Annotated in this window: 23 protein-coding genes and 1 pseudogene; 23 read left to right on the top strand and 1 reads right to left on the bottom strand. The window is 67.7% G+C overall.

Annotated elements, in window-relative coordinates; all coding sequences use genetic code 11:
- Nucleotides 1–134 precede the first annotated feature (134 nt).
- The 10 genes from IHV25_RS06905 (at nucleotide 135) to IHV25_RS06860 (ending at nucleotide 9,843) form a co-directional block, all read left to right on the top strand.
- Complete coding sequence (locus IHV25_RS06905; protein WP_192534382.1) at nucleotides 135–1,100, top strand: ABC transporter substrate-binding protein; 966 nt, start codon at nucleotides 135–137, stop codon at nucleotides 1,098–1,100.
- On the top strand, nucleotides 1,093–2,097 hold the full coding sequence (locus tag IHV25_RS06900; protein ID WP_192534381.1) for a FecCD family ABC transporter permease: 1,005 nt from the start codon (nucleotides 1,093–1,095) through the stop codon (nucleotides 2,095–2,097). Before IHV25_RS06905 ends, IHV25_RS06900 begins: the two co-directional genes overlap by 8 nt.
- The gene (locus IHV25_RS06895) at nucleotides 2,094–2,939 is read left to right on the top strand and encodes an ABC transporter ATP-binding protein (RefSeq protein ID WP_192534380.1); all 846 of its coding nucleotides are present in this window, start codon (nucleotides 2,094–2,096) and stop codon (nucleotides 2,937–2,939) included. The genes IHV25_RS06900 and IHV25_RS06895 overlap by 4 nt, the downstream gene beginning before the upstream one ends.
- The gene (locus tag IHV25_RS06890; protein WP_192534379.1) at nucleotides 2,936–5,029 is read left to right on the top strand and encodes a TonB-dependent receptor plug domain-containing protein; all 2,094 of its coding nucleotides are present in this window, start codon (nucleotides 2,936–2,938) and stop codon (nucleotides 5,027–5,029) included. Before IHV25_RS06895 ends, IHV25_RS06890 begins: the two co-directional genes overlap by 4 nt.
- Before the next feature lie 66 nt (nucleotides 5,030–5,095).
- Nucleotides 5,096–5,998: a DUF364 domain-containing protein gene (locus tag IHV25_RS06885; protein WP_192534378.1), complete on the top strand. Its 903-nt coding sequence runs from the start codon at nucleotides 5,096–5,098 to the stop codon at nucleotides 5,996–5,998.
- 2 nt (nucleotides 5,999–6,000) lie between these two features.
- Entirely contained in the window at nucleotides 6,001–6,672 is a 672-nt protein-coding gene (locus IHV25_RS06880; protein WP_192534377.1) for an MOSC domain-containing protein, read from the top strand.
- 931 nt (nucleotides 6,673–7,603) lie between these two features.
- Nucleotides 7,604–7,861, top strand: a complete 258-nt coding sequence (locus IHV25_RS10660; protein ID WP_192534376.1) for a TonB family protein — start codon at nucleotides 7,604–7,606, stop codon at nucleotides 7,859–7,861.
- A 407-nt stretch (nucleotides 7,862–8,268) separates the two neighbouring features.
- A complete protein-coding gene (locus IHV25_RS10655) occupies nucleotides 8,269–8,961 on the top strand; it encodes a MotA/TolQ/ExbB proton channel family protein (protein ID WP_338048601.1) in 693 nt (230 codons plus the stop codon).
- On the top strand, nucleotides 8,945–9,415 hold the full coding sequence (locus IHV25_RS06865; protein ID WP_192534375.1) for an ExbD/TolR family protein: 471 nt from the start codon (nucleotides 8,945–8,947) through the stop codon (nucleotides 9,413–9,415). Before IHV25_RS10655 ends, IHV25_RS06865 begins: the two co-directional genes overlap by 17 nt.
- Complete coding sequence (locus IHV25_RS06860) at nucleotides 9,412–9,843, top strand: ExbD/TolR family protein (protein ID WP_192534374.1); 432 nt, start codon at nucleotides 9,412–9,414, stop codon at nucleotides 9,841–9,843. The genes IHV25_RS06865 and IHV25_RS06860 overlap by 4 nt, the downstream gene beginning before the upstream one ends.
- A gap of 129 nt (nucleotides 9,844–9,972) precedes the next feature.
- On the opposite strand, the pseudogene IHV25_RS10730 reads toward IHV25_RS06860, so the two are convergent.
- Nucleotides 9,973–10,071 (bottom strand): annotated as a pseudogene (locus IHV25_RS10730) (helix-turn-helix domain-containing protein); the annotation flags it as partial.
- A gap of 230 nt (nucleotides 10,072–10,301) precedes the next feature.
- Here IHV25_RS10730 and IHV25_RS06850 point away from each other — a divergent pair.
- From IHV25_RS06850 to mreC, 13 genes are all read left to right on the top strand, one after another.
- Nucleotides 10,302–11,018 carry a heme ABC transporter permease gene (locus IHV25_RS06850; protein ID WP_192534373.1) on the top strand — a complete coding sequence of 239 codons (717 nt, stop codon included), beginning with the start codon at nucleotides 10,302–10,304 and terminating at the stop codon, nucleotides 11,016–11,018.
- 20 nt (nucleotides 11,019–11,038) lie between these two features.
- Nucleotides 11,039–11,215 (top strand): heme exporter protein CcmD, encoded by a 177-nt coding sequence (gene ccmD / locus IHV25_RS06845; protein WP_192534372.1) that lies wholly within the window; start codon nucleotides 11,039–11,041, stop codon nucleotides 11,213–11,215.
- Entirely contained in the window at nucleotides 11,212–11,712 is a 501-nt protein-coding gene (gene ccmE / locus IHV25_RS06840) for a cytochrome c maturation protein CcmE (RefSeq protein WP_192534371.1), read from the top strand. The genes ccmD and ccmE overlap by 4 nt, the downstream gene beginning before the upstream one ends.
- Complete coding sequence (locus IHV25_RS06835) at nucleotides 11,709–13,664, top strand: heme lyase CcmF/NrfE family subunit (RefSeq protein WP_192534370.1); 1,956 nt, start codon at nucleotides 11,709–11,711, stop codon at nucleotides 13,662–13,664. The genes ccmE and IHV25_RS06835 overlap by 4 nt, the downstream gene beginning before the upstream one ends.
- Nucleotides 13,661–14,251, top strand: coding sequence for a DsbE family thiol:disulfide interchange protein (locus IHV25_RS06830; RefSeq protein WP_192534369.1), 591 nt, complete (start codon nucleotides 13,661–13,663; stop codon nucleotides 14,249–14,251). Before IHV25_RS06835 ends, IHV25_RS06830 begins: the two co-directional genes overlap by 4 nt.
- Nucleotides 14,248–14,754, top strand: coding sequence for a cytochrome c-type biogenesis protein (locus tag IHV25_RS06825; protein WP_192534368.1), 507 nt, complete (start codon nucleotides 14,248–14,250; stop codon nucleotides 14,752–14,754). The genes IHV25_RS06830 and IHV25_RS06825 overlap by 4 nt, the downstream gene beginning before the upstream one ends.
- Complete coding sequence (gene ccmI / locus IHV25_RS06820) at nucleotides 14,754–16,319, top strand: c-type cytochrome biogenesis protein CcmI (protein ID WP_192534367.1); 1,566 nt, start codon at nucleotides 14,754–14,756, stop codon at nucleotides 16,317–16,319. The genes IHV25_RS06825 and ccmI overlap by 1 nt, the downstream gene beginning before the upstream one ends.
- Entirely contained in the window at nucleotides 16,316–17,290 is a 975-nt protein-coding gene (gene miaA, locus IHV25_RS06815) for a tRNA (adenosine(37)-N6)-dimethylallyltransferase MiaA (RefSeq protein ID WP_192534366.1), read from the top strand. The genes ccmI and miaA overlap by 4 nt, the downstream gene beginning before the upstream one ends.
- Before the next feature lie 52 nt (nucleotides 17,291–17,342).
- Nucleotides 17,343–19,112: an acetolactate synthase 3 large subunit gene (locus IHV25_RS06810; protein WP_192534365.1), complete on the top strand. Its 1,770-nt coding sequence runs from the start codon at nucleotides 17,343–17,345 to the stop codon at nucleotides 19,110–19,112.
- Between the two features lie 35 nt (nucleotides 19,113–19,147).
- Nucleotides 19,148–19,666 carry an acetolactate synthase small subunit gene (gene ilvN, locus IHV25_RS06805; RefSeq protein WP_192534364.1) on the top strand — a complete coding sequence of 173 codons (519 nt, stop codon included), beginning with the start codon at nucleotides 19,148–19,150 and terminating at the stop codon, nucleotides 19,664–19,666.
- 116 nt (nucleotides 19,667–19,782) lie between these two features.
- Nucleotides 19,783–20,802, top strand: coding sequence for a ketol-acid reductoisomerase (gene ilvC, locus IHV25_RS06800; protein WP_192534363.1), 1,020 nt, complete (start codon nucleotides 19,783–19,785; stop codon nucleotides 20,800–20,802).
- 282 nt (nucleotides 20,803–21,084) lie between these two features.
- Nucleotides 21,085–22,125: a rod shape-determining protein gene (locus IHV25_RS06795; protein ID WP_197974983.1), complete on the top strand. Its 1,041-nt coding sequence runs from the start codon at nucleotides 21,085–21,087 to the stop codon at nucleotides 22,123–22,125.
- A gap of 91 nt (nucleotides 22,126–22,216) precedes the next feature.
- Entirely contained in the window at nucleotides 22,217–23,107 is an 891-nt protein-coding gene (gene mreC / locus IHV25_RS06790; protein WP_192534362.1) for a rod shape-determining protein MreC, read from the top strand.
- The last annotated feature ends 46 nt before the right edge of the window (nucleotides 23,108–23,153 follow it).

Here is a 23,153-nt window from a genome sequence, read left to right as displayed (position 1 = left end):
CAAGGGCTGGAAGCCGGGAGTACAGAATGGACAGACGTGCTTTCCTCAGCCTTTCCGGGGCCCTTCTGACGAGCCTTCCGCTGCTGCACTGGCCTGCCCCGGCCCGGGCCGGAACAGGGGGGGGAACGAGGGCGGTGACACCAATCCCCGCCCATGGACCGCCGCCGGAAACGGTCCGGCGCATCCTGTCTGCCGGGCCGGTTGCGGATGTTCTTCTGGTCTCCCTGGCGCCGGAAAAACTCATCGGGCTGTCGAGCCTGGACATGCCGCCCTGGCGGCGCAAATACCTGCCCCGGATCCCCCGGGATCTGCCGGGAACGGGGCGCCTTGCGGGCCGGGGCTCGACCCTGTCCCTGGAGCGGATCGTGGCCCTTCGCCCGGACATCGTCGTGGACGCGGGCGATGCGGACACGCACTTTATCAGCACCCTCGAACAGATCGCCGGGCGCACAGGCATCCCCTGTGTGATCGCCTCGGGGCGTCTGCCCGACATGGCGGCCATGCTCCGGGATCTGGGAGAGCGCCTGGGCGTTCCCGAGCGGGGGCAGGCCCTGGCCGATTTCACACAGAGCACCCTGGCCCATCTGGCCGGCATCCGGGAGCGGAGCCGTGAGCGCCCCCGGGTCTATCTGGCCCGCTCGGCCAGCGGGCTGGAAACGGCCCTGGGCGGGTCCATCCACGCGGAGGCCATTGAGCACTGCGGCGCCATCAATGTGGCCGCCCATGCCGGTCAGGCGCGACTGGCCCGGGTCTCGATGGAACAGCTGGTCGCCTGGGCGCCGGACATTATCGTGACCCAGAGCGAGGCGTTCTTTCAGGCGGCGCAGACGAACCCCCTGTTCCAGGCCCTGCCCGCCGTGAAGCAGAACCGGCTGTACCTGTCCCCGTCCCTTCCCTGGGGATGGCTCGAGAGCCCTCCGGGGATCAACCGCCTTCTGGGCCTGATCTGGATGACCCGGATCGCCCACGGAGCCGAATTTCCCGACGACGACTACACCGCACTGCTGACGGCCTTCTTCCGCCTGTTCTACGGCTGCATCCTGACGGACCGGGACCTGGCCGACCTGAACGCGGGTGTCGGGGCTCGTGGCCATGAGTAATCGGTCCCGGATCCTGCTTCTTCTTGGCCTTCTGATCCTCGCATCCCTCGTTTCCCTGCTGGTTGGCCAGCACGACATCAGTCCGGCGACGATCGTCCGATCGATGGGCCGCTCCCTCGCGGATCTGGGGGTGGACATGAGCTCCGGTGACGATGTGGTCCTCTGGAAGATCCGCCTGCCGCGCATTCTGGCGGCGGTCGTGGTGGGAGCCGCCCTGTCGGTGGCCGGGACCGCCTATCAGGGCATGTTCCGCAACCCCCTGGTCTCGCCGGACATTCTGGGTGTCTCCGCCGGAGCCGGACTGGGTGCCGTCCTCGCCATCTACCTGGATTTTTCGGTCCGCGTGACCCAGCTGTTCGCGTTCTCCGGAGGACTGCTTGCGGTCACGCTGGTGTGCGCCGTTGCCTGGTGCGCCCGCACCCGCTCCCTGATCCTGGCCCTGGTCCTGTCCGGCGTTGCGGTCGGCTCCCTGTTTGCCTCGGGGATCTCCCTGATCAAGATCCTGTCCGACCCGCACAGCCAGCTCAGTTCCATCACGTTCTGGCTTCTCGGGGGGCTCAACACCATCGGCGCGGACGATGTACTCGGGGCCCTTCCCTGGATCACCCTGGCCCTTGCGCCCCTGGTGCTGCTGCGCTGGCGGATGAACCTCCTGAGCTTCGAGGACGACGAGGCGAGAGCCATGGGCGTGGACGTCACCCGGACCCGCATCGCCTTCATCGTGGCGGCCACCCTCATGACCTCGGCGGTGGTGGCCATCTCGGGGGTCATCGGCTGGGTCGGCCTGGTCGTGCCCCACATGGCCCGCTTCCTGACCGGGCCGGATTTTCGCATCCTTCTGCCCGTCTCCATGCTCAGTGGCGCCCTCTTTCTGGTGGTGACCGATACAGCGGCCCGCACCGTGGCGCCCGTCGAAATCCCCCTGGGCATTCTGACGGCCTTCATCGGGGTACCGTTCTTCCTGGTCCTTCTGGTGCGCGGGGGGGACCGGCGATGACGGTCATGGACCTGCGCGCCCTCTGCCTGGGCTACGGCAAACGGGAGATCGGACGGGACATCACCCTGTCCATCGGCGCGGGGGAGATTGTCTGCCTTCTGGGGCCGAACGGGTGCGGAAAGACGACGCTCCTGAAAACGATCCTGGGCCTGCTGCCCCCGCTGGAAGGCACCCTTCACGTGAACGGAGCACCTCTGGCCGCCTGGACCCGGCGGGAGCTGGCCCGTTTCACAGGCTACGTCCCCCAGGCGCACGCGGCAGTCTTCCCGTTCCGGGTGGAGGACGTGGTGCTCATGGGGCGCACGGCGCACGTTGGCCTGTTCGGGGCCCCCGGTCCTGCCGACCGGGCAGTGGCACGGGACTGCCTCGCGCGTCTTGGCATCCTTCCGCTGGCCGGGCGCAACTACATGCACCTGTCCGGTGGCGAGCGCCAGCTTGTGATCATTGCGCGCGCCCTCGCCCAGGAGCCTGCCGTCCTCGTGATGGACGAGCCCACGGCCAGCCTGGATTTCGCCAACCAGATCCGGGTTCTCGAGCACATGAGGGGTCTGCGCAACCGGGGGCTCTCCATCCTTTTCACAACCCACCAGCCGGAGCACGCGGCCCGCACTGCGGACCGGGTCGTCCTGATGCGGGACGGACGGATCCTCGGGCTGGGAGCGCCCCGCGACATCATGACACCCGAGAGCCTTGGCCGGCTTTACGGCCTTTCGCAGGAAACCGTGGCCGAGAACCTGAGGCTTCCGTTTCCCGACCCCCGCCCCGTTTCCGGACCGGGGCCGCTCCCCTCTCCAACGTCTCCGGCCCACACGGAGAACACCAGGAAGGACTCACGTCGATGACACACAGGACACTGCTTTCCACCGGCTCCGCCCTCGCGCTTGCGCTGGCGGGGGGGATCTGCCTGGCCCCGCATCCCGGGCTGGCCCGGACCCCGCCGGCAACCGACCCCGCTCTGGCAACCGACCCCGCTCTGGCAGCCGACCCCGCTCCGGCAGCCCAGGACGGGATCGTCACCATCAACGTCTCGGACCGCAAGGACACCATGGACGTGGTCACCCGCACCGACATGGACAGGAAGAACGCCAACACCCTCTACGACGCCCTGCGCGGGCTGCCCGGAGTCACCCTGACCCGCTCCGGCGCCCGGGGCGAGGGCTACATCACCATGCGCGGCTTCAACCGCTACGATGTCACGATCTACGTGGACGGACTGCCGGTCTCCACCGTGTTCCGCAACGAGTTCGACTACGGCCGCATCGCCACCTTCGACCTGGACCGCATCGAGGTCTCGAAAGGCTACAGCTCCACACTGACCGGAACCAACAACATCGGCGGGGTCATCAACATCGTCAGCGCCAAGCCCCGCGAGGCGTTCGAGGCCACGGCCCGCTACTACAACTATTTCGACCGGCATCTGGCGGACCAGGGCCGGGTCTATGATGCCAGCGTGGGCACACGCCAGGAGAAATACTACGCCCGGGTCTCCTTCTCCCAGGACCGGCAATCGTTCTGGAGCCTGCCCGGATCCTTCCAGAGCACCGAAAAGGAAAACGGCGGGCGCCGTGACAACTCGGGACACAACGACCGCAAGATCAGCCTGATCGCCGGGCTGACACCCGTAGACACGGTGGATGTCTGGGTCAGCTACACCAACCAGTACTCCCGGAAGAACACGCCCCACCGGGTGGAGGGCCCCGGACTGGGAATGTCCCGGTTTCTGGTCAACTGGCCGGTCTGGGATACGGAGCGCCTCTCCCTGAACACCCTGATCGGCCAGGAGGACAACGCCTGGATCCGCGGCGCCCTCTACTATGACCGCCACGAGAACGAAACCCGCGCCCTGAACTGGAAGACCCGGGTTCTCGACCGGAGTTTCAGCAGCCACTACAACGAGCGCACCCTCGGCGGGCGCCTGGAGGGGGGCTGGCGGTTCAGTCCCATGCACAAGCTGGGGGCCAGCGTGGCCTTCCGCTCCCAGATGCACAAGGACTACACCTCGTCCCAGCTTCCCGCCCGCGAGCTGCCCGGCGCCCTCCAGCGCAACATCAAGGACCACACCTGGGACCTGGGCGCCGAGTACACCTTCAACCCCCTGCCCGACTGGACCCTGGTTTTCGGCGCCGCCTACACAACCGTGGGCACCGACCGGGTGCACACCCAGCTGAATTCGGGCAACGCCCGGCAGCCTCCGAGACGGGGCGAGAAAAAGAGCTACAACGCCCTGAACTGGCAGGTGGGCTCGTTCTACGATGTGGCCCCGGATCACCAGATTTTCGCGACCCTCGCCAGCAAGACCCGGCTCCCCACCATGCGCGAGCGCTATGGACGCGGGCGCCTTCTGGCCGGCGTCACCGACTCCCTGGATCCGGAAGAGGCCCTGCACTACGAGGCGGGCTACCGGGGCCTGGTGTTTGACACGGTCCAGATGCAGGCCAGCGCCTACTACAGCGAGGTCCGCAAGCGCATCATCTCCGTCGGCGCCCGGTCCGAGGAATTCGCCGTCAACGGAGGTGGAAAATTCCATTTCTGGGGAACCGAGCTGGGCCTTGAGGCCGCCCTGGACCCGACCCTGACCCTGGGGGGCACCATCAGCTACCTCGGCTGGAGCCACAGCGAGAAGGGCAAGGACAAGAGACGCGCGGCCGACGCACCCCACCTGACGGGCTCGCTTTATGGCGTCTGGTCTCCGCTGCCCGAGTTCCGCCTTACGGGCGCCATGTACACCACCAGTGACCGCTTCTACCTGTCAAACGACACCGGACGCCTTGACGGTTTCATGACCTTCGACCTGAAGGCCACATGGGACGTGGCCCGACACCTCACCCTGGAGGCGGGCGTCGAGAACCTTCTGGGCAAAAACTATTCCCTCTCCGACGCCTACCCCGAACCCGGCCGGACCTTCTTCCTTGGAATGGTGGTTCGCTACTGAGCGCCGCACTCACCCGGGCGGGCGCTCGGCGCCTGCCGTTCCCGAACACAGAAGGAGACCCTCACAATGACGGAACCGACCGAGACCCTCCTGGAGAGCCTTCATGCCTTTCTGGCCAAAAGCCTGGGAGAGAGCATGCGCCGGCGGACCCTTACCCGCGTGGTTGTGGGCCTGTCCTTTACGGCTGTTGAGCTGGACAACGGGGCAAGCGGCCTGTGTGCCACCATGTTGCGCTCGCCCGGCCCCCTGCCGGGGTGCGGCACGGGCCCCGGAGCGTCCGCAACCGAGGGCCGATCCCGGACCGGTCCCGAGCCCGGACAGTTCGCGGGGCTTCCCGTGACGCGCCTGTTCGAGGGCGGCATCCTGCGCCCCTCGGGGGTGCCGGGGATCCACAGGGTTGTGGCCATTGCGACCCTGAATGCCCTGGTGGACATGCTCCCGCAAAACGGCCACCCGCCCGGGCTCCAGAGCCCCGCGGAAAACCGGGATGCCTTTGATCTCCTGGACCTGAAGCCCCGGGACAGCGTCGTCATGGTCGGAGGGTTCAACGGCTATATCGACCGCCTCCAGGCGCGGGGGCAGCCCTTCTGGATCCTGGAGCTGGACCCGGAGGTCATCCGGCCCGACGCCCGATCGCTTTATGTGCCCGCCAGCCGGGCCGAGAAGGTGATGCACCAGGCCAGCGTGGCCATCATCACAGGAACAACGCTGATCAACGACTCCCTCGACGGGCTGCTGGCCTTCGCGCGGCCCGACCTGCGCATCGCCGTCGTCGGACCCACCACGCCCCTGGTGCCCCACATCTTCGCGCGCCGGGGCGTCAGCGTTCTGGGCGGCGTGCGCGTCCGGGCGGTGGACCCGCTGATGACCGTTCTCACGGAAGGCGGGGGCACCCGGTTCTTTTTCGACTCCCTCGTGGACCGGGTGGGCTTTCGCACCACTCCCCACTTTGAACTGGCAGGAGCCTGACCATGACCATCACACACCCGCTCACCACCATTACCGCCGTTCTGTGCGCGCACACCGCCGCCGCGCGGGAGCCGGAACACCCCGGAACCGGGCCGATCCAGGGAAGCGTCCGCATCGTCTTGGACGGGCTCATCTGCGAGGACGGCCGGGAGGAGCGCTACAGCGATCCGGACCGGGCGCTTCTTCACTACGCCTTCGACCATTACGCGGCGTGGCGCAGGCGCCTGCCCGCCTGTGCGGCGCTTCTGTCCGGTCCGGGCGCCTTTTCCGAAAACCTCTCCAGCCTCGGGATCACGGAGAACACCCTGTGCATCGGCGATGTCCTGAAAGTCGGGGCGGCCACCGTGCAGGTCACGTCCGGCCGGATCGCCTGCTCCACCATGAACGGGCGCTTCGGTTCCGACCGGATGGCGCCAACCATGCACCGCCTGTCCCGAACCGGCTGGTTCTACCGGGTTCTGGGGGAGGGGGATGTCCGCTCCGGGGATGCCCTGTTCCTTCTGGAGCGCCCCAATCCCCGGTGGAGCATCGCGCGGGTGGGCGCCGCCATCTATCGGGGCGAGATGGATCCGGAGGCTCTGGAGACCCTGGCCGGTCTCAAGGGGATGTCCTCCGAGTGGCGCCAGCTGTTCGAGCAGCGCGGGACCACCGGCGCCCTGGAAGGCACGTACTGAAACCGGTCGTTCCGGGGAGCCGGGATCTCCGGCCCGCCCCGGATGCGGAAGCCGAGCGGAAAGCGGAGTTGGAACGGGAACCGGCCCCCGGACGGGTCGGGACCGGGCACAGGGAGGAGGAACCATGGGACTGTCAAGAAACGTGGGCGTTCCGGCTCTGGTTCTTGCCTGTCACGGCTTTGCCGCATGGGCCTTCGTTGTGAACGCTCCGCCAGCGCCCGCAGGTCCACCGTCCTCCGGCCCCCCGGTGCTGAGCGTCGGCCTGGTGATGACCGGAGGCGAGGACACAGCGGGGAAGCAGACCCCCCGTCCGCCCGCCGACACCGCCGCGTCGGAGCGCAACGGGGATGGGGCAGAGCGCGGGGCAGCCGGACCGGCTCCGGCCGCCCCGACGTCCGAAGCGCCCCTGCCGGACCGGCTGCCGGATCCGGAGGTATCCCGGAACCCGGCACCGGCCGCAGCGCCCGCAAGGGGAGCGACGGTGGCATCCACAGTGGCGCCAAGGGTGGCACCGGCAATAACGCGCGCCGATGCCCCGCCCGCCGACCCGGTCCCGCGGACCAAACCCGCCCCCCCACCGGACAGGGCCACCCGAACGACGGATCAGCCCCGGCACCCCGCAGCTCATTCCCGGCCCCCGGATCCGCCACCGCCGGCGTCGCCACCACCGCCACCGCAACCACCGGCACCGCCACCGCGGCAACCCGTCGCCTCGCCGCCGGACGGGCGCCCCCCTGCGCCGGCCGTGCGGCCGCCGGGACATACGCCCGCCCGGGACCACGAGGGGCAACCCGGCACGGGGCAGGCTGCCCCGCCCGCCTCCGGAACAGCGCTCCGGCCCGCCATATCCCCCGGAAGGACCGGAGCCACACCGGGAACCGCAGGCTCCGGACGCGGCGAGGATGGGACCGGGCAGGCGTACACGCCCCCCGTGATCCGGTCCTGCGCCCGGCCCCCGTATCCCGAAGGCGCCCGCCACCGGGGAGAAACCGGGACCGTCATCCTGAACCTGAAAATCGATGCCTCGGGGCGGCTCGTCGACCGGGCTGTGGTCGTGTCCAGCGGCCACGCCCGCCTGGACACCGCGGCGCTGAACGGGCTCGCCCGGTGCCGTTTCGCCCCCGCAACGCGGAACGGCGTCCCGGAGCCCGGGTGGGTCAAGCTCCGCTATGTCTGGACCCTGGACTGAAAAGGAACCGCGTGATGATGAGACGTTTCCTCCCTGTTGCGGCTGTGTCTCTTGCCTGCCTGCTTGCCTTGCCCGCCTCCGCACAACGGGCCGACACCCCGAGCATCGGGATCCCCGGCGGCCTTGCGACCGGCCCGGTCCTGCCGGCTGCCGCTCCCGAAGTCTCCGGCCCGGTCCCAAGCACCTCCCCGGACGGGACGCAGCCCCATCCGGTGCAGGCTCCCAACCCGGACAGGACGCAGACCCATCCAGTGCAGGCTCCCAACCCGGACGGGACACAGACCCATCCGGACCCGACTCCGGAGACGGTATCCGGGCTCCGGGAGTCACCACCTGGGGAGAGCGCCGCCGACCCGGTTCCCGTCCCGGATCTGCTCAGCCCCGCTCCCCTCGGCCCGGATCTCACCGTGGCGGATCCCTACAGCCCCCGCCACGCCTGGGAGCAGGGCGACATGGTGACGCGCCTGACCTTTGTTCTCCTTCTGGCGATGTCCGTCACCACCTGGAGCATCCTGCTGCTCAGAGCCTGGGACCAATACGCCCTGGTGCGGGGCCTGCGGACGCTGGCGCCTCTGGACGCCCCCGCGATCCTGGGGCAGGCACAGGATCCGGCGCCGGGAGGACATCCCCGGCTTCAGGCCGCGACCGGCCGCCTTGTGGCCGAATACGCCCGCTACCGAAGCGCGGACCGTCCGGACATCTCGCTGCGCGACTGGCTGACCATGGCCGGAACCCGCGAGACCTCGGCCCTGGTGGAGCGCCTCCAGTCAGGACTGGGCCTTCTCGCGTCCATTGCCTCCACCGCACCGTTTGTGGGCCTGTTCGGAACCGTCTGGGGGGTGTACCACGCCCTTGTGGCCATCGGACTCAGCGGAGAAGCCTCCCTCGACAGTGTGGCCGGCCCGGTGGGCGAGGCTCTGATCATGACGGCCCTCGGGCTGGCGGTCGCCGTCCCGGCCGTGCTGGCCTACAACGATCTGGCCCGCCGGAACCGGCGCATCGTGTCCGCTCTCGAGCGCCTTATGTCCTGCGCATACATGGAGCTCCTGCGCACAACTCCCCCGAAACACGGAGGCGCGGTCCATGCCCCGACCCGATAAGACCCCCGACTCCGGCGATCTCCTGCTTGCGGACATCAACACCACCCCCCTGGTGGATGTGATGCTGGTCCTGCTGATCATTTTCATGGTCACGATCCCGGCAATCGTCTCCAGCGCCCCCGTGCGCCTGCCGGACCGCACCGCAGAGCGCCTGGCATCCCCGCCCGGAACACCGGTCATTACCCTTACGGCCACCGGCACCGTCTACTGGAACCGGGAGCCGGTCCCGCTGTCCGGGCTCGCGGCCCGCCTGGCCGGGCGCGGGCAGGACACCCCCGCCACCGGATCCGTCGAGCTGAGAGCCGACGCGGACGTCCCTTTTGAGCGGGTGAAAGCGATCCTCCGGCTTCTGGACCAGGCGGGGATCCGGCGGGTCTCGCTGGTTACGGGACCGATCCCCCCCGGCCCGGGCGCCCGCGCCATCCCGTCCGCGCGGATCGGAAACCGGCCATGACTCCCGCGGAACCCGAGGATCTGGCCACACTCAACGCCACACCGCTGATTGATGTGCTGCTGGTGCTCCTGGTCATGCTCATGATGGCCATTCCCCCGACACTGCACACAGTTGACCTGAGCGCCACCCGGGCACTCGACACCTCCCCGGAGCCGCCCGATGATCGGATCAACCTGTGCATCGGCCGCACCGGAACTGTGACCTGGAACGGGCAGTCTCTGGACGGGCTTGCGGACCTGGAGCAGCGCCTGGCCTCGACGCTCACGACCCCGGCGGGTCCGGACATTCGGGTCCATGTGGCGAGCAACACCCCCTACGGCCTGGTTCTTCCGGTCCTGGACCGGGCGCGCCAGCGGGGCCTGTCCTCCCTGTCCCTGGAGATCGGCGACCCCGTCACGGGGCCCGGAGCGGCCGCCTTCTGCCCCTGAGCATCCCCTGCGTGCCACTCTCCGAGGTTTGCCCTGAGACAGCCCCCCGGGCCCGGGCATCCGGCGCTGCCCCGGGGACAACAGCATTCCGATGCGCAACAGGCGGTAGTCGATCGCGTACTTTTTCAGCCGCAGACTGAAGGCCCGGCGTGTCACCTGAAGCAGGGCCGCCGCCCGGGTGACATTGCCCCGGCTCCGGGTCAGGGCATCGACAAGGGCGCCCCGCACCAGGCCGGCCAGCCTGCCACCGGAAAACGGGGGCGCACGGCAGGAACCACCGCCGCGGGCCCGCCAAACGGCTTTTTCCCGCTCTCCGGGCTCCGGCCGCCATCAAGTCTGTTGGAAAAAAGAGCCAAACTGGTCTAAGGTTCCTCCCCGTTGTTTCCTGCCCTCTTCCCCGGCCGCGGCACACCGACTTCGGGAGCCGGCTCCGGGCACGCTCCAAGCGGATGTCACGCATGCTCCCCAATGCCTATCCCGCCCGTTTTATCGGCCTGAGCCGCACCGTTGTCGTCTGGCTCGCGATCCTGACCGTTGTGGCCCTGGCCGTCGCCCTGCCCTGGGCGCTCTGGCTCTCGCCCCCGGACTACCAGCAAAAAGACACCATCCGGATCATGTACGTCCACGTGCCCTCGGCCTGGATCGGCCTTATGGCCTACGTGCTGATGGCGGCCTGCGCCCTGGTGTCCCTGATCTGGAAGAAACCCCTGGCGGACTACCTGGCCCGGGCGATTGCCCCGATTGGCGCCGTATTCACCCTGCTGTGCCTGGTGACCGGCTCGCTCTGGGGCCGCCCCATGTGGGGCACTTGGTGGGAGTGGGACGCCCGCATGACCTCGATGCTGGTGCTTTTGTTCCTGTACCTGGGCTACATGGCCCTGTCCAACGCGTTTGACGACTTCACGCGGGGCACCCGGGCTGCGGCTTTGCTGTGCGTCGTGGGCGTGATCAACATCCCGGTGATCAAGTTCTCGGTCGAGTGGTGGAACACGCTTCACCAGACCACGACCGTGTTCAAGAAACAGGGCCCCTCCATGGCTCCCGAGCAGCTGACCGCCCTGCTGCTGATGGCCCTGGCCTTTCACCTTCTGTTTGCCCTTCTGGTCCTGGTCCGGACCGAGACGGAAGCCACAAACGCGCGCCTGCGGTCCCTGGGCGCCCTGGGAACGGACTGAAACCCGAAGGAGCGCCTGCCATGACCCCCACCGACCTCACATCCTTTTTCGCCATGGGCGGCTACGGCGCCTTCATCTGGAGCGCCTACGCCGTTGTGTTCCTGATTGTGGCCGCCCTGACCGCTGAGAGCCTGTCCTCGCGGGCGAGGGCGCGGCGCCTTCTGAACCAGCTCGACACCGAAGGAGAAAACCGGTGAACCGCAGGAAACGTCGGCTTTACTTCATCGCCCTCGGGGTGATCACCCTTCTTCTGGCCGGCGTCCTGCTGCGCGCCGGGATGGAGGGGAACATCGTCTTCTTCTACAGTCCGACGGACCTGGCGGAAAAGGGCATCGAGTCCGGAAAGCGCTTCCGGGTCGGCGGACTGGTCGAGGAGGGCTCGGTGGAGCGCGAGGGCACCAGCCTTGCCTTCACCATCACGGACGGCCTGAACGAGATGCGGGTGGTCTACACCGGCCTTGTCCCGGACCTGTTCCGCGAAGGCCAGGGCGTCATCGCCGAGGGCCGGCTGGACGAGGACGGCAAGGTCTTCCGGGCGGACAACGTTCTGGCCCGCCATGACGAGAACTACATGCCTCCCGAGGTCGCCGACAGCCTGAAGGAGACCGGCCAGTGGCAGCACGCCACCCCGGACGACACCGGACTGCCCAAGTTCCTGAAAGACCATGAAACCCCGGACGAGGCCCGCCCATGATCGTCGAGCTTGGACACTACTGCCTGGTGCTGGCCCTGTTCGTGGCCCTGGTGCAGGCGGTCGTTCTGCTGACCGGAGCCGCACGCCAGCGGGCGGACTTCATGGCCACGGCGACGGGATCGTCCCTGGCCCTGTTCGCCCTGGTGGGCGCCTCGTTTGCGGCCCTGACCTGGGCGTTTGTGGTCTCGGACTTCTCGGTGCTGGTGGTGGCGCTGAACTCCCACACGGACAAGCCGCTCCTTTACAAGATCTCGGGCGTGTGGGCCAACCACGAGGGCTCCCTGCTGCTGTGGGTTCTGATCCTCACGGCCTTCTCGCTCGCCATCAGCCTGCTGGGCCGCAACCTGCCCCCCACCTTGCGCTCCCGGGCCATTGCGGTCCAGGGCCTGGTCACAGCCGGCTTCCTGCTGTTCATCCTGTTCACCTCGAACCCGTTCTGGCGCATTCCGCCGGAGGCCATCCCCCTGAACGGCCAGGGGCTCAACCCCCTGCTCCAGGATCCGGCGCTGGCCTTCCACCCGCCCCTGCTGTACGCGGGCTACGTGGGCTTCTCCATGGCCTTCTCGCTGGCGGTCGCCGCCCTGATCGAGGGCCGGGTCGACGCCGCCTGGGCCCGCTGGGTCCGCCCCTGGACCCTGGCCGCCTGGGTCTTCCTGACCCTGGGCATCGCGCTGGGAGCCTGGTGGGCCTACTACGAGCTGGGCTGGGGCGGCTGGTGGTCCTGGGATCCGGTGGAGAACGCGTCGTTCATCCCCTGGCTTGCCGGAACCGCGCTGCTGCACTCGGCCATCGTGGTGGAGAAGCGCAACGCCCTGAAGGTCTGGACCGTGTTCCTTGCGGTGCTGACGTTCTCCCTCTCCCTTGTGGGAACCTTCATTGTGCGCTCCGGGGTGATCACCTCGATCCACGCCTTTGCCTCGGATCCGACCCGGGGCGTGTTCATCCTGGTGCTGCTGGGCCTGACCATCGGCGCCTCCCTGATCCTGTTTGCCTGGCGCGCGCCCCAGCTTGAGGGCGGCTCCCTCTTTGCTCCCGACTCGAAAGAGGGCTCGCTTCTGGTCAACAACCTGCTGATGACCACGGCAGCGGCCACGGTCCTGATCGGTGTTCTCTATCCGCTGGTGGCGGACGTGCTGAACATGGGCAAGCTCACGGTCGGCCCGCCGTTCTACGAGCTGGTCTTCAAGTGGCTCATGATCCCCACCATTGTGCTGATGGCCATTGGCCCGCTGCTGCCCTGGAAGCGGGGCGACCTGCGCGGAGCCCTGCGCAAGCTCACGGTGGCGGACGCGGCGTTTGTCCTGACCCTGATTGCCGTGATCGTTCTGGCCGGAGCCGACCGCTACTGGACCGCCATCGGCCTGGCCCTTGGGGTGTGGCTCGCGACCGGAACCCTGACCGAGCTCGCCTTGCGCCTGCGCGGCGGGCGCATGCCGCCCCGGGCGACCTGGGGCCTGGTCCTGGGGCACCTGGGCATGGCGGCCATGGTGATCGGCATTGTCTGCGACTACTCCTGGCGGACCGAGACGGTCCAGGCCATGCGCCCGGGCGAGACCCGGCACCTGGCAGGCCGGGACTTCACCTTGCTGGAGGCCGATGAGGTCCAGGGCCCGAACTACACGGCCCTGCGCGCAACCGTCCGGCTCGATGAGAAGGGCCGCGAGGTTGCGGTTCTCCACCCGGAGCGCCGGGACTACGCCACCTCGACCATGCCGACGACCGAGTCGGCCATCGCCTCGAACGGGCTGGTGGACTATCACGCGGTGATCGGCGAGTCCTCGGGCGACGGCACCTTTGCCGCCCGCTTTTTCTATCACCCGGGTGTGCCCCTGTTGTGGTACGGCGCCGGCCTGATGGCCCTGGGCGGCCTGATCTCGCTCACCGACGGCCGCTACCGCGTGGGCGCTCCGAAACGCAACACCGCCACCCGGTCCCGGAAGACCCCGTCATGAGCACATCGACCCGCACCCTTCTGTTCCGCGTGCTTCCCCTTGTGGCCCTGGGCCTTCTTCTGGGGCTGTTCTACATCGGCCTGGACCGGGATCCCCGGAACCTGCCCTCGACGCTGATTGACGTCCCCCTGCCGGACTTCGCCCTCGAGCCCATTCCGGACCGGGGGAACGCCCTGACCCGGGACGCGCTTCTGGGCGAGGTGAGCCTGCTGAACGTGTTCGGGTCCTGGTGCGTGTCGTGCCGAGCCGAGCATGAGGAGCTTGTGCGCCTGCGCTCCGAGGAGGGCATTGCCATCCACGGCGTGGACTGGAATGAGAAGGATCCCCGGGACGGCGCCGACTGGCTGAGACGCAACGGCGACCCGTACGTTCTGGCGGGTCAGGATCCGGACTCCCGCCTCGCCATTGACCTGGGCGTGACCGGAGCCCCCGAGACCTACCTGATCGATCCGTGCGGGGTCGTCCGCTACAAGCACTCGGGCCCCCTGACGAAAGAGGTCTGGGACGACATCCTGGCGCCCGCCGTCAAGACACTGAAAGACGCCCCGTGCACCGCACGGGTGCCCGCACAGGAAGACGTGCCATGAGAAAAACCCTTCGGGCCAGCCTTCTGGGCCTGGCTCTGGTGCTGGGGGCCACCGCGAGCGCCCATGCAATCGGACCGGACGAGGTCATGGACGATCCGGCTCTGGAAAGCCGCGCCCGGGCCCTGTCCAAGGGGCTGCGCTGCGTCGTCTGCCAGAGCGAGAACATCGACGAATCAAACGTGGACCTGGCGCGGGACATGCGCCTGCGCATCCGCGAGTTGCTCAAGGACGGCAAAAGCGACGCGGACATCCGCAGCTTCATGGTCCAGCGCTACGGGGACTTTGTCCTGATGGAGCCTCCGGTCAAGCCCTCGACCTACGCCCTGTGGGCTGCCCCCGGGGTGCTGCTGGTCGTGGGGATATGGGCTCTGGTGCGCACACTCCGGGCCCGGAGCGCCAGCGCCGCTCCCGGCAGCGATCCCACCGCCCCCGCGCCCCTGTCCCCCGAGGAACAGGAACGCCTGCGCGCCCTTCTGGATGAAACACCGCAGGAGAACCGGTAATGAGCCTCCTTATGCTTGCCCTCCTGACGGTGGTGTCCATCGGCGTGTCCCTGCTTGTTGTGGCGCCGCTCGTGCGCGCGCGCCGGCCCGCCGCCGCGGAAGACCGGCAGGCCTGGGACCGGGAGGTCTACAAGGACCAGCTGGGCGAGATCTACGCCGACCGGGCCAGCGGACGGATCTCCGAGGCCGAGGCCGAGGCTGCCCGCATCGAGATTTCGCGGCGCCTGCTGACGGCCTCCGAGCCCTCGCCCTCCCCGAAGGCGGCCTCCCCGGACACAGGGCGCGGACCGGATACCCTCGGGCCGCTCTTTGCGCTGGGCAGCATCGCCTTCATCTGCCTTGGGGCCTTCGGGCTGTACGTGGGGCTCCTGGGGCAGCCGTCCATGCCCGACGCCCCCTGGAGCAACCGCCTCGCCCAGGCGCGGGAGAAGGCCGGGAACGAGACCCTGCAGAAAAAGCTGGCCGCCGCCCGCAAGGCCGTGGAGACCGACACCTTCAACGCGGGCCTGCGCATGAGCCTCGCGTTCCTGCTGAAAGAGGCCGGCAAGCCCAAGGAGGCGCGCTACCAGGCCGCCGAGGCCGTCCGCCTTGCGCCGGAGGATCCGGAAATCCTGTCCGACCGCGTGTTCCTGTCCGTCCTTCTGGATGAGGACACGGTCTCACGGGAGACCTGCGAGATGGCCCTCTCGGCCCTGGGCGTGGATCGGTCCCTGATGGTGCCCCGCCTGTTCCTGGGCCTGGCCCGCGAGCAGGCCGGCGAGTTCTCCGATGCCATCGCCATCTGGAAGGATCTGCGCGCCGAGCTTCCCGATAACAACGAACTGTCCATCAACCTGGACCAGCGCATCCGGGATGTGGCCACCCGCGGCGATCTGTCAGCGGCCGCGATCGTGGCCCGTCATCCGCTGGACTACCCGGCGGCGAGCTGGGCCGCCCTGCCGCTCCCGGCGGGACCGGCGGACACAGGCGCCGACACCGACGGAGCGGGCGACACCAACACCGCGGGCGGCACCGACACCGCAGGCGGGCCGGAGGCCGGAGCCGACAGACCCGCAGCGCTGTCCGCGCCGAAGGCGGCCGGTGGCCCCACCCTGAACCGCCACCTGACCCCCATGGAGCAGGCCATGATGGAAGCCATGGCCGAGGCCGGGCGGATCAAGGTGCAGGAGTCCCCCCGGGACTTTGCCGCCTGGATGCAGGTCGGACGCTCCCTTCGGGTTCTGGGGGACTATGACGGCGCCCTGAAGGCCTATCGCGGGGGCCTCGACATCCACCCGAGGGATATGGAGGCCCGCCGGGGCGCGGCCCTGTGCCTCACCGAAAAGGCAGCCGAATCCGGCTCCCCGGCGCCCCTGCCGAAAGAGGCCCTGGACCTGATGCGCGGCATCATCGCCGAAAACCCCCAGGATGCGGAAATGCTGTACTACCTGGGCGTGGACGCCGCCCTCAACGGCCGGACCGGAGACGCCCGCACGCTCCTGTCCCAGGTGCTGGTGCTGACCCAGGCGGGCTCCCCCCTTCGGGCCGGAGCCCTGCAGCAGTTGAACGCCCTGCCCGCCGAATGACGGCGGAGGCTCCCTTCCTTGTTATCGCCGGGCCGACTGCCTCCGGGAAGTCGGCCCTCGCGCTGACCCTGGCCGAGCGCCTGAACGGCACCATCATCAACGCCGACAGCATGCAGGTCTATGCGGACCTGCGCATCCTCTCCGCCCGCCCGGACAACCGGGACCTGGCCCGCGTACCCCACCGGCTTTACGGGGTTCTGGACGGATCGGAAACCGGGTCCGTGGCCCGCTGGCTGGAGATGGCCCGGGAGGCGGTGGCCGAGACCCGGGCCGCGGGGCGCCTGCCGGTGCTGTGCGGCGGAACCGGGCTCTATATCCGGGCCGCCCTCGAGGGCCTGAGCGCCCTGCCCCCCATCCCCGACCCCATCCGCGAGAGCACCCGCCGCCTGGCCCGCGACCTGGGCCCCGCGGCGCTGCACGCCCGCCTTCAGGACCGGGATCCGGCCATGGCCGCCCTCCTGCGTCCGGGAGACACCCAGAGAATCGTCCGCGCCTGGGAGATGCTGGAGGCCACCGGGCGCTCCCTCCGGGAGTGGTGGGCGGACCCGCCGGCGGTCCCCGGCCTGCCGGGACGGGGCGGCGTTCTGGTCCTGGACCCGCCGAGGGAGGACCGGCGCCAGGCCTGCGACGCCCGCCTTGAGGCCATGATCCAGGACGGTGCCCTGGACGAGGTCGCGGCCCTCCTGAAGCGGGGCCTGGATCCGTCGCTTCCGGTCATGCGGGCCGTGGGAGTCCCCGAACTGGCCCGGGCCGCAACGGGCGAATGCCCCCTGTCCGAGGCCCTGGACCTGGCGAAAGCGGCCACCCGCCAGTACGCCAAACGGCAGGCCACCTGGCTGCGTCACCAGTTGCGCGCGGACGTCTGTTTGCCGCTTCGCTGGCTGCCCGCACCCGAGGCGCAACATCCGGAAAGTTTGCCTCCGGATATGGCTAATTTTATTCGTCTCTTTCTGTTGACCGATGGCGTTTGAGGGACTAGTCTGCGCTTCCCCGAATTTATCTCCAGACATTCAGGTAACGTCCATGGCTGACCATAAGAAGACCGGCGCAGAAGTCGTCCTCAAGGCTCTTGTCGATCAGGGTGTGGAAGTCGTCTTCGGCTACCCGGGAGGCGCTGTCCTTCCCCTGTACGACGAGCTTTTCAAGCAGAACCACATCCGCCATGTTCTCGTACGCCACGAGCAGGGCGCGGTCCATGCGGCCGAGGGCTATGCGCGCTCCACCGGCAAGGTCGGCGTTGTGCTTGTGACCTCCGGGCCCGGAGCGACAAACACGGTGACCGGTCTGGCCAACGCCAACATGGACTCGATTCCCCTGGTGTGTCTGACGGGCCAGGTGGCCACGACCCTGATCGGCAATGACGCCTTCCAGGAGGCGGACATCACCGGCATCACCCGCCCGTGCACCAAGCACAACTATCTGGTCAAGCGCCCCGAGGATCTTGCCCGGGTTCTGCACGAGGCGTTCCAGGTGGCCTCCACCGGCCGCCCCGGCCCGGTCCTTGTGGACATCCCCAAGGACATCACCATGGCCGAGGCCCCCTACGTGGGCCCGTCCCGGGTGCGTCACAAGAGCTACCACCCGCAGGTCAAGGGCGACGTGCGCCAGATCGAGCGCGCCGTGGACCTGATCGCCCGCGCGAAGCGCCCGCTGTTCTACTGCGGCGGCGGCGTGATCAACTCGGGCAGCCATGCCTCCCAGCTGCTGTCCCAGTTCATCCGCACCACCGGCGCCCCCGTGACCCTGACCCTGATGGGCCTGGGCTGCTACCCGGCCTCGGATCCCCAGTTCCTGGGCATGTGCGGCATGCACGGCACCTACGAGGCCAACCTGGCCATGCACGACTGTGACGTCATGATCGGCATCGGCGTGCGCTTCGACGACCGTGTGACCTCGCGCCTGGATGCGTTCTCGCCCAACTCGACCAAGATCCAGATCGATATCGACCCGTCCTCCATCAACAAGAACGTGATCGTGGATGTGGGCATCGTCGGCGACGTGGGCCATGTCCTCGAGGATCTCTGCAACGTCTGGCGCGCCCGTCAGGCCCGCCTGGATCCGGAGGCCATGGAAAGCTGGTGGAAGCAGATCGACCGCTGGCGCGCCCGCAAGTCCCTGAGCTACGAGAACTCGGACAGCATCATCAAGCCGCAGTACGCCATCGAGCGCCTGGGCGCCCTCGCCCGGGATACGGGCCGCGAGGTGTACTACAGCACCGAGGTCGGCCAGCACCAGATGTTCGCCGCCCAGCACCTGTCCATGGAAAAACCCAAGCACTTCCTGACCTCGGGCGGGCTGGGGACCATGGGCTTCGGACTGCCCGCCGCCATCGGCGCGCAGGTCGCCCACCCCGACGCCCTGGTGATCGCCATCGCCGGCGAGTCCTCGTTCCAGATGAACATGCAGGAACTGGGCACCATCATGCAGCACCGCCTGCCCGTGAAGATGTTCGTCATGAACAACAACTACATGGGCATGGTCCGCCAGTGGCAGGAGCTGCTGCACGGGGCCCGCTACTCGGAAAGCCACATGGAGATGATGCCCGACCTGGTGAAGCTCGCGGACGCCTATGGCATGAAGGGGCTTCGGGTTGACAAGCCCTCGGAGCTTGATGCCACGATTCGCACCATGTTCGAGACGGATGGACCGGTGATCGTTGACTGCCGCATTGACCCCTCGGAGAACGTTTTCCCGATGGTTCCCGCCGGCAACCCCCACAACCAGATGTTGATGGGTGAGAACGACACGGACGCCATGCCCATCGACAAGGACGCCGGAGCCATCCTGGTCTAGGTCTCGCGAACAGATATCAAGAAGGAAAGACCTCCATGAAAATCAAGCAGGATCAGGGCGTCACCCGCCACACGATTTCGGTGCTGGTGGATAACGAGGCCGGCGTTCTCGCCCGCGTCATCGGCCTGTTCTCGGGCCGGGGCTACAACATCGAGAGCCTGACCGTCGCGGAAATCGACCGGGTCGAGACCCTGTCGCGCATCACGCTGGTCACCTCGGGCACGCCGATGATCATCGAGCAGATCAAGAACCAACTCGAGCGCCTGGTGCCTGTGCACAAGGTCTCGGACCTGACGGTCGAGGGCCCGCACGTTTCCCGCGAGCTGGCCATGGTCAAGGTGTCGGGCTCGGGCGAGAAGCGGGTCGAGGCGCTCCGGATTGCGGACATTTTCCGGGCCCAGGTCGTTGACTCCACCAACGAATCCTTCGTTTTCGAGATCGTTGGCAAGGCCGAGAAGATCGATGCCTTCATCGGCCTTATGGAGCCGCTCGGGCTGATTGATATTGCCCGCACGGGTACGCTCGCCATTGCGCGCGGCGTCTCGGCGTTATAGACAGTCGGACAGCGCGTTCCCGTCCTCGCGGAACGCAAGCGATTTACAGTTCTTCCTGCCTGCCGGAGCGGCTTGCGTCCGGCAGTCCCCGAGCCAACCGAAAGGATCCCTACCCAATGCGCGTTTACTATGACCGCGATGCCGACGTGAACCTGATCAAGAACAAGAAAGTGGCCGTCATCGGCTACGGCTCGCAGGGTCACGCCCACATTCTGAACCTCCGCGATTCCGGCGTGAAGGAGCTGTGCGTCGGCCTGCGCGCGGGCTCGCCCTCGGCCGCGAAGGCCGAGAAGGAAAACCTCAAGGTCATGACCCCGGCCGAGGCCGCCGCCTGGGCGGACGTGATCATGATCCTGACCCCGGACGAGCTCCAGGCCGACCTCTACAAGGATGACCTGGCCGCCAACATGAAGCAGGGCGCGGCCCTGGTCTTCGCCCACGGTCTGAACGTGCACTTCAAGCTGATCGAGCCCCGCCCGGACCTGGACGTGTTCATGGTCGCTCCCAAGGGCCCCGGCCACACCGTGCGCGGCGAGTACCTGAAGGGCGGCGGCGTCCCCTGCCTGGTGGCCATCTACCAGAACGCCTCGGGCAACGCGATGGAGATCGCCCTGTCCTACGCCTCCGCCATCGGCGGCGGCCGCTCGGGCATCATCGAGACCACCTTCAAGGAAGAGACCGAAACCGACCTCTTCGGCGAGCAGGCGGTCCTCTGCGGCGGTCTGACCGAGCTGATCCGCTACGGCTTCGAGACCCTGGTGGACGCCGGCTACGCTCCGGAAATGGCCTACTTCGAGTGCCTCCACGAGGTGAAGCTCATCGTCGACCTGATGTATGAGGGCGGCATGGCCAACATGCGCTACTCCATCTCGAACACGGCCGAGTACGGCGACTACGTCTCCGGCCCGCGCGTGGTCACCAAGGAGACCCGCCAGCGCATGCAGGAAGTCCTCGAGGACATCCAGACCGGTCGCTTCGTGCGCGACTGGATGCTGGAATGCAAGGCAGGGCAGCCGTCCTTCAAGGCCATCCGCCGCCGCAACGCGGAGCACCCGATCGAAGAGGTCGGCGCCCGTCTGCGTGGCATGATGCCCTGGATTGCCGCTAACCGTCTGGTGGATAAAGAGCGGAACTAATTGTAATTCGCCGTTGACACACGAGCGAATCGGCGATTCACTGTGCGGAACGTAAAACACCCTGTTTGCGCTTCCGCACAGTTTTTGCGTTTAAAGACGGGCCGTTTCCCGCGGTCCGCCGGGCGCTTGCCGGAAGAGCTGACCGGACCGTGCGTCACGCACCGGCCCGGGACGGATTGGATTAGTTGATCGCATGTCCCCGAATCTCCTCGTCGGGGTGGAGATTCCCTGTCGTCGGCGCGCCAGAACCCCGAGCGCGCGATCAAATCGGTGAGCAAACGCATGTTTTCCAAAATGACCGGCCTGCTTTCCGCAGACATGGCCATCGACCTCGGAACCGCCAACACCCTCGTCTACGTGAAGGGGCGCGGCATTGTTCTGAACGAGCCGTCCGTGGTTGCCATTGCTGATATCAAGGGCAAGAAGCAGGTTCTTGCTGTCGGGGACGAGGCCAAGCAGATGCTTGGACGCACGCCCGGCAACATCCAGGCCATCCGGCCACTGCGCGATGGGGTCATTGCGGATTTCGAGGTCGCGGAAGAAATGATCAAGCATTTCATCCGCAAAGTACACAACCGGCGGTCCTTCGCCTCCCCGCAGGTGGTGATCTGCGTTCCCTCCGGCTCCACCGCCGTCGAGCGCCGCGCCATCCAGGACTCGGCCGAAGCCGCCGGAGCCCGGCGTGTCTTCCTCATCGAGGAGCCCATGGCCGCCGCGATCGGTGCCGGTCTCCCGGTGACCGAGCCCACCGGCTCCATGGTGGTGGACATCGGTGGCGGCACCACCGAGGTGGCCGTTCTCTCCCTGGGGGGCATCGTCTACGCCCGCTCCGCGCGGGTCGGCGGCGACAAGATGGACGAGGCGATTATCGCCTACATCCGCCGCAACCATAACCTTCTGGTCGGCGAGAGCTCGGCCGAGCGCATCAAGAAAGAGGTGGGCTGCGCCTGCCCCACCGAGGACGGCATCAACAACACCATGGAGATCAAGGGCCGCGACCTGATGAACGGCGTGCCCAAGGAGATCACCATCAACGAGGTCCAGATCGCCGAGAGCCTGGCCGAGCCCGTGGGCGCCATCGTCGAGGCGGTCAAGGTCGCCCTCGAGCACACGGCCCCCGAACTGGCCGCGGACATCGTGGACAAGGGCATCGTCCTGACCGGCGGTGCGGCCCTTCTGACGAACCTCGACTACGTGCTGCGCGCCCACACCGGGCTTCCCGTGTCCATCGCCGATGACCCCCTGTCCTGTGTGGCCCTGGGGACCGGCCGTGCGCTCGAGGAAATGAAGCGCCTGCGCAACGTCCTGACCAGCATGTACTAGTCATCCCGCGAACGGCCTGGCCCGGGCCTCCGGGCCCGGCCCCGCCTGAACGCGACCGGGAGAGCCATACAAGCCGCCAGAGAGGAAATCTGTGAAACCACAGTCGCCCCAATCGACAAACGTCTCGATTTTGCGGCTTGTCCTGCAGAAGCTGTCTCTGGCTCTTTTGCTGCTTCTCGCCTTTGGCCTGATCCTCCTCGGCAAAACCGACACGATTTTCCTGCCCAAGCTGCGGGCCCTGATGGTGGACGCCACCGCGCCCGTGCTGGAGTTCATCGCGCCCCCGGCCAAGAACGTGGCGGGGGTGTTCGAGAACGTCCGGGACCTGGCCGAGCTGCGCGAGAAAAACGACCGCCTTGTGGCGGAAAACACCCGGCTCATGCGCTGGAGAGCCGCCGCCCTCGACCTGGAGGTGGAAAACCAGCGCCTCAAGGGCCTGCTTCACTTTGTGCCGCCCCCCGAGGCCCGGTTCATCTCCGCCAAGGTCATCGCCGACACGGGGGGCTCGTTCGCCCGGTCCCTGATCGTGCTCGCGGGGAAAAAGGACGGGGTCCGCAAGGGCCAGTCCGTGGTGGCCTCGGAAGGCCTGGTGGGCACCGTGGTGGACGTGGGGGAGCGGGCCTCCCGGGTGATCTTGCTCACAGACATCAACAGCAACATCCCGGTTCTGGTCGAGATCAATCCCAACAGCCCCGTGCTGCCGGAGACCAGCCGCGTCAAGGCCATTCTCAGCGGCGACAACTCCAACATGCCCCAGCTGATTTTCCTGCACGAGCCCGTGACCATCCGCCCGGGAGACCGCCTGGTCACCTCGGGAGACGCCCGGGTCTTCGAGCAAGGCATCCCCGTCGGCGTGGTCGCCTCGGTCAACGAGCAGACCGGAATCCGGGTGGACCTTTACGTCGAGCAGGGACGCATCGATATTGTCCGTATCGTTGATTTCGGGCAGACCGGAATCCTTCCGGATGAAGACCACGACTGACACCACCAGGACGGCCACACCGGCCACACAGACCGCCACGACGGAC

Origin of the sequence: Phaeovibrio sulfidiphilus (assembly GCF_014861485.1) — a bacterium.
Classification (GTDB): Bacteria; Pseudomonadota; Alphaproteobacteria; order Rhodospirillales; family Rhodospirillaceae; genus Phaeovibrio; species Phaeovibrio sulfidiphilus.
The sequence above is the reverse complement of the archived record's forward strand: the minus strand, read 5'-3'. Positions and strand labels throughout refer to the sequence as shown.

Bases quoted from the DNA above. Each gene is read 5' to 3' on its own strand.
- IHV25_RS06900 (WP_192534381.1), top strand. From the start codon at position 1,093: ATGAGTAATCGGTCCCGGATCCTGCTTCTTCTTGGCCTTCTGATCCTC.
- IHV25_RS06895 (WP_192534380.1), top strand. From the start codon at position 2,094: ATGACGGTCATGGACCTGCGCGCCCTCTGCCTGGGCTACGGCAAACGG.
- IHV25_RS06890 (WP_192534379.1), top strand. From the start codon at position 2,936: ATGACACACAGGACACTGCTTTCCACCGGCTCCGCCCTCGCGCTTGCG.
- IHV25_RS06885 (WP_192534378.1), top strand. From the start codon at position 5,096: ATGACGGAACCGACCGAGACCCTCCTGGAGAGCCTTCATGCCTTTCTG.
- IHV25_RS06880 (WP_192534377.1), top strand. From the start codon at position 6,001: ATGACCATCACACACCCGCTCACCACCATTACCGCCGTTCTGTGCGCG.
- IHV25_RS06865 (WP_192534375.1), top strand. From the start codon at position 8,945: ATGCCCCGACCCGATAAGACCCCCGACTCCGGCGATCTCCTGCTTGCG.
- IHV25_RS06860 (WP_192534374.1), top strand. From the start codon at position 9,412: ATGACTCCCGCGGAACCCGAGGATCTGGCCACACTCAACGCCACACCG.
- IHV25_RS06850 (WP_192534373.1), top strand. From the start codon at position 10,302: ATGCTCCCCAATGCCTATCCCGCCCGTTTTATCGGCCTGAGCCGCACC.
- ccmD (WP_192534372.1), top strand. From the start codon at position 11,039: ATGACCCCCACCGACCTCACATCCTTTTTCGCCATGGGCGGCTACGGC.
- IHV25_RS06835 (WP_192534370.1), top strand. From the start codon at position 11,709: ATGATCGTCGAGCTTGGACACTACTGCCTGGTGCTGGCCCTGTTCGTG.
- IHV25_RS06830 (WP_192534369.1), top strand. From the start codon at position 13,661: ATGAGCACATCGACCCGCACCCTTCTGTTCCGCGTGCTTCCCCTTGTG.
- IHV25_RS06825 (WP_192534368.1), top strand. From the start codon at position 14,248: ATGAGAAAAACCCTTCGGGCCAGCCTTCTGGGCCTGGCTCTGGTGCTG.
- ccmI (WP_192534367.1), top strand. From the start codon at position 14,754: ATGAGCCTCCTTATGCTTGCCCTCCTGACGGTGGTGTCCATCGGCGTG.
- miaA (WP_192534366.1), top strand. From the start codon at position 16,316: ATGACGGCGGAGGCTCCCTTCCTTGTTATCGCCGGGCCGACTGCCTCC.
- IHV25_RS06810 (WP_192534365.1), top strand. From the start codon at position 17,343: ATGGCTGACCATAAGAAGACCGGCGCAGAAGTCGTCCTCAAGGCTCTT.
- ilvN (WP_192534364.1), top strand. From the start codon at position 19,148: ATGAAAATCAAGCAGGATCAGGGCGTCACCCGCCACACGATTTCGGTG.
- ilvC (WP_192534363.1), top strand. From the start codon at position 19,783: ATGCGCGTTTACTATGACCGCGATGCCGACGTGAACCTGATCAAGAAC.
- IHV25_RS06795 (WP_197974983.1), top strand. From the start codon at position 21,085: ATGTTTTCCAAAATGACCGGCCTGCTTTCCGCAGACATGGCCATCGAC.